Source organism: Nocardia sp. NPDC059154 (assembly GCF_042755705.1).
In the GTDB taxonomy this organism is placed as follows: domain Bacteria; phylum Actinomycetota; class Actinomycetes; order Mycobacteriales; family Mycobacteriaceae; genus Nocardia.
In genome coordinates this window covers 1-3,725 of record NZ_JBHZCS010000171.1, presented here as the reverse complement: position 1 = coordinate 3,725, position 3,725 = coordinate 1, and the positions used below count along the sequence as shown (strand labels likewise).

Annotated in this window: 4 protein-coding genes; all 4 read left to right on the top strand. The window is 70.3% G+C overall.

All coding sequences use genetic code 11. From position 1 onward, the window contains the following. Nucleotides 1–1,431: 2-oxoglutarate dehydrogenase, E2 component, dihydrolipoamide succinyltransferase (sucB, locus tag ACFXN1_RS51455; RefSeq protein ID WP_379464164.1), on the top strand; the 1,431-nt coding region annotated here is incomplete at its 5' end. 29 nt (nucleotides 1,432–1,460) lie between these two features. Next, a complete protein-coding gene (locus ACFXN1_RS51450; protein WP_379446158.1) occupies nucleotides 1,461–2,360 on the top strand; it encodes a TIGR01777 family oxidoreductase in 900 nt (299 codons plus the stop codon). 82 nt (nucleotides 2,361–2,442) lie between these two features. Then, complete coding sequence (locus ACFXN1_RS51445; protein ID WP_379446162.1) at nucleotides 2,443–2,955, top strand: GNAT family N-acetyltransferase; 513 nt, start codon at nucleotides 2,443–2,445, stop codon at nucleotides 2,953–2,955. Next, nucleotides 2,952–3,725 (top strand): lipoyl(octanoyl) transferase LipB (lipB, locus tag ACFXN1_RS51440; RefSeq protein ID WP_379464162.1); only part of this gene is annotated, 774 nt, incomplete at its 3' end. The genes ACFXN1_RS51445 and lipB, both read left to right, overlap by 4 nt.

Below are 3,725 nucleotides of genomic sequence, written 5' to 3'. Positions count from 1 at the left end.
GTCGCCGCCGCTCCAGCGCCGGCTCCCGCCGCGCCCGCCCCGGCCGCTGCCGCCTCCGGCACCCCGGTCAAGATGCCGGAGCTCGGTGAGTCCGTCACCGAGGGCACCGTCACCCGCTGGCTGAAGCAGGTCGGCGACCAGGTCGCCGTGGACGAGCCGCTGCTCGAGGTCTCCACCGACAAGGTCGACACCGAGATCCCGTCGCCGGTCGCCGGCACCCTGCTGGAGATCTCCGCGCAGGAGGACGACGTGATCGCCGTCGGCGGTCAGCTGGGCGTTATCGGCAGCGGCGTTGCTGCGGCCGCACCCGCTCCGGCCCCCGCACCCGCTCCGGCCCCCGCACCCGCTCCGGCCCCCGCGCCCGCTCCGACTCCCGCCCCCGCTCCGGCTCCGGCCGCTGCGGCTCCGGCCCCCGCCCCTGCTCCGGCTCCGGCTCCCGCTCCGGTTCCGGCCGCGGCCACCCCGGCCGAGGAGCCCTCCACCAACGGCGGCCCCTACGTGACCCCGTTGGTGCGAAAGCTGGCCGCGGAGAACAACGTTGACCTCGCGACCCTCACCGGTTCCGGTGTCGGTGGCCGCATCCGCAAGCAGGATGTGCTCGCCGCCGCGGAGTCCAAAAAGGCTCCGGCCCCCGCCGCTGCCGCGCCCGCCGCCGCTGCTCGGGTCGCCCCGGCTGCTGCCGCGCCCGCGCCGCGTCCGTCGCTGTCGCACCTGACCGGCACGGTCCAGAAGGCCAGCCGCATCCGGCAGATCACCGCGACCAAGACCCTGGAGTCGCTGCAGACCACCGCGCAGCTCACCCAGGTGCACGAGGTGGACATGACCAAGATCGCGTCCCTGCGCAACCGCGCCAAGGCCGCGTTCAAGCAGCGTGAGGGCGTGAACATCACGTTCCTGCCGTTCTACGCCAAGGCTGTCATCGAGGCGCTGGCCGTGCACCCGAACGTGAACGCGTCCTACAACTCCGACACCAAGGAGATCACCTACCACTCGGTGGTCAACCTGGGTATCGCGGTCGACACCGAGCAGGGCCTGCTCTCGCCGGTCATCCACAACGCCAACGATCTGTCGCTGGCCGGACTCGCTCGTGCCATCGCCGATATCGCCAACCGTGCGCGCACCGGTGGCCTGAAGCCGGACGAGCTGGCCAACGGCACCTTCACCATCACCAATATCGGTTCCCAGGGCGCCCTGTTCGACACCCCGATCCTGCTGCCGCCGCAGGCCGCCATGCTGGGCACCGGCGCGATCGTCAAGCGCCCCATGGTGATCAGCGACGACGGCAGCGAATTCATCGGCATCCGCTCGATGGCCTACCTGCCGCTCACCTACGATCACCGCCTCATCGACGGCGCCGACGCGGGTCGCTTCCTGACCACCGTCAAGCACCGGCTGGAAGAGGCCGCGTTCGAGGGTGACCTCGGGCTCTAATGCCGGATACGGGCGGCAGGATTGATCGGATGAAAGTCGTGATCGCCGGTTCGTCCGGGCTGATCGGGACGGCACTCGTCGCGGCTCTGCGCCGCGACGGGCACGAGGTCATCCGCCTCGTGCGCCGTCCCGTGCACGCCCGCGACGAATTCACCTGGGACCCCGTCCGTTCCAATCTGGACGAACGTGCGCTGCGCGGCGCCGACGCCGTGGTGAACCTCTGCGGCGCGGGTATCGGGCAGCGGCGCTGGACCGGCAGCTACAAGCAGGAGCTGCGCGACAGCCGCATCGTCCCCACCGACGTGCTGGCCGCCGCGGTCGCCGCCGCGGGAGTGCCGACGCTGGTCAATGCCAGCGGCGTGCACTACTACGGCGGCGATCCCGGCGACCGCGTCGTCACCGAGAGTTCCCCTGCCGGAAAGGGTTTCCTGGCCGGCCTGTGCGCCGACTGGGAGGCCGCCACCGAACAGGCCGCCGACGCCGGCGTGCGCACGGTGCTGCTGCGCTCGGCGGTGGTGCTGGCCCGGCACGGCGGCATGCTCGGAATGCTGTATCCCCTCTACTTTCTCGGCCTCGGCGGGCGGCTGGGCAGCGGCCGCCAGTACGTCCCATGGATCTCCCTGGACGACGAGGTCGGCGCGATCATCTACGCGCTCACCCACGAAATCCTTTCCGGCCCGGTCAATATGGTCGGTCCCGCACCGGTCACCAATGCGGAGTTCACCCGCGCGCTGGGCCGCGTCATGCACCGGCCGACGCCCCTGATGGTGCCCGCGTTCGCGCTGCGGCTGGCCGTGGGCGAGTTCGCCGAAGAGGCAATCCTGCACGGCCCCAGGGCGATTCCCACCGCGCTCGAGGCCGCCGGATACCCCTTCCAGCACCCCACCATCGGCGCGGCACTGTCCGCGACGCTCGGCCAGTCCGGCTGATCCGGCCGGTTGCGGTGGGCGCGGCGCACGTCACAGCGGGCCCGTCGATACCGTGTGGAACGTGACCAATCATCCGTCCGACCTGCTGGTGCGGGATGCGCGCGAGAGCGATCTCCCCGAGATCCTGGTGATCCACAACAACGCCATCGCCGAGACCACCGCCATCTGGGATACCGAACTCGCCGACCTGGACGAGCGGAAGGCCTGGTTCGCGGCGCGGACCGGAGCCGGGCATCCGGTGCTGGTGGCCGAGATCGACGGCAAGGTCGCGGGGTACGCCAGCTACGGGCAGTTCCGGCCGAAGTCCGGCTACCGGTTCGCCGTCGAGAACTCGGTGTACGTGTCAGATATATTCCAGCGGCGCGGAGTGGCCACGGCGCTCATGCGCGAGCTGCTGGTACGGGCGAGCCGGGGCGGCGTGCACACCATGATCGCGGCGATCGAGTCGAGTAACCGCACGTCGATCGCGCTGCACGAGAAATTCGGCTTCACCATCGTCGGTCAGATGCCGGAAGTCGGGCACAAATTCGGGCGCTGGATGGACTTGACGCTGATGCAACGCGTCGTCGACGAAGGGGTAACGTCGCCATCGTGAGTGAGAGTACGGCCACCGCACCGTTACCCAGTGCGGTCTCGGCCCGCTTCGACGGCACACCCCTCGCCGTCGAGAATCTGGGCCTCATCGATTACCAGCAAGCCTGGGAACTGCAGCGGTCGATCGCCGCCGAACGCGCCGATGGCATCGGGCAGGATCGCCTGCTCCTGCTGGAACACCCCTTCGTCTACACCGCCGGCCGCCGCACCGAGCCGCAGGACCTGCCCATGGACGGCAGCCCGGTCATCGAGGTCGACCGCGGCGGGAAGATCACCTGGCACGGTCCCGGGCAACTGGTCGGCTATCCCATTGTGCGACTGGCCGAACCGGTCGATGTGGTCGCCTATGTGCGCCGCCTGGAGGAAGCCCTCATCACAGTCTGCGCGCAGCTCGGGCTGGAAACCGGCCGGGTGGAAGGCCGTTCGGGCGTGTGGGTGCCCGCGAGCGAGTTCCTGCCCGAGCGGAAGGTCGCGGCCATCGGCGTGCGCGTCCAGCGCGGGGTCACGCTGCACGGCATCTCGCTGAACTGCAATTCCAGCCTCGACGCCTTCGATGCCATCGTGCCGTGCGGAATTCGCGATGCCGGCGTCACCACGCTGAGCCGCGAACTCGGCCGCGAGGTGACGGTCGACGAGGTGCGGCCGCTGGTCGCCGACGCCATCGCCCGCGCCCTCGACGGCGCGCTGAAGGTGACCGACCACACCATTTCCCGCTGCGCGAAGGCCGCGCCCGAATGCCCCGAACCACTTCCGGCGGCGACCACCGATCAG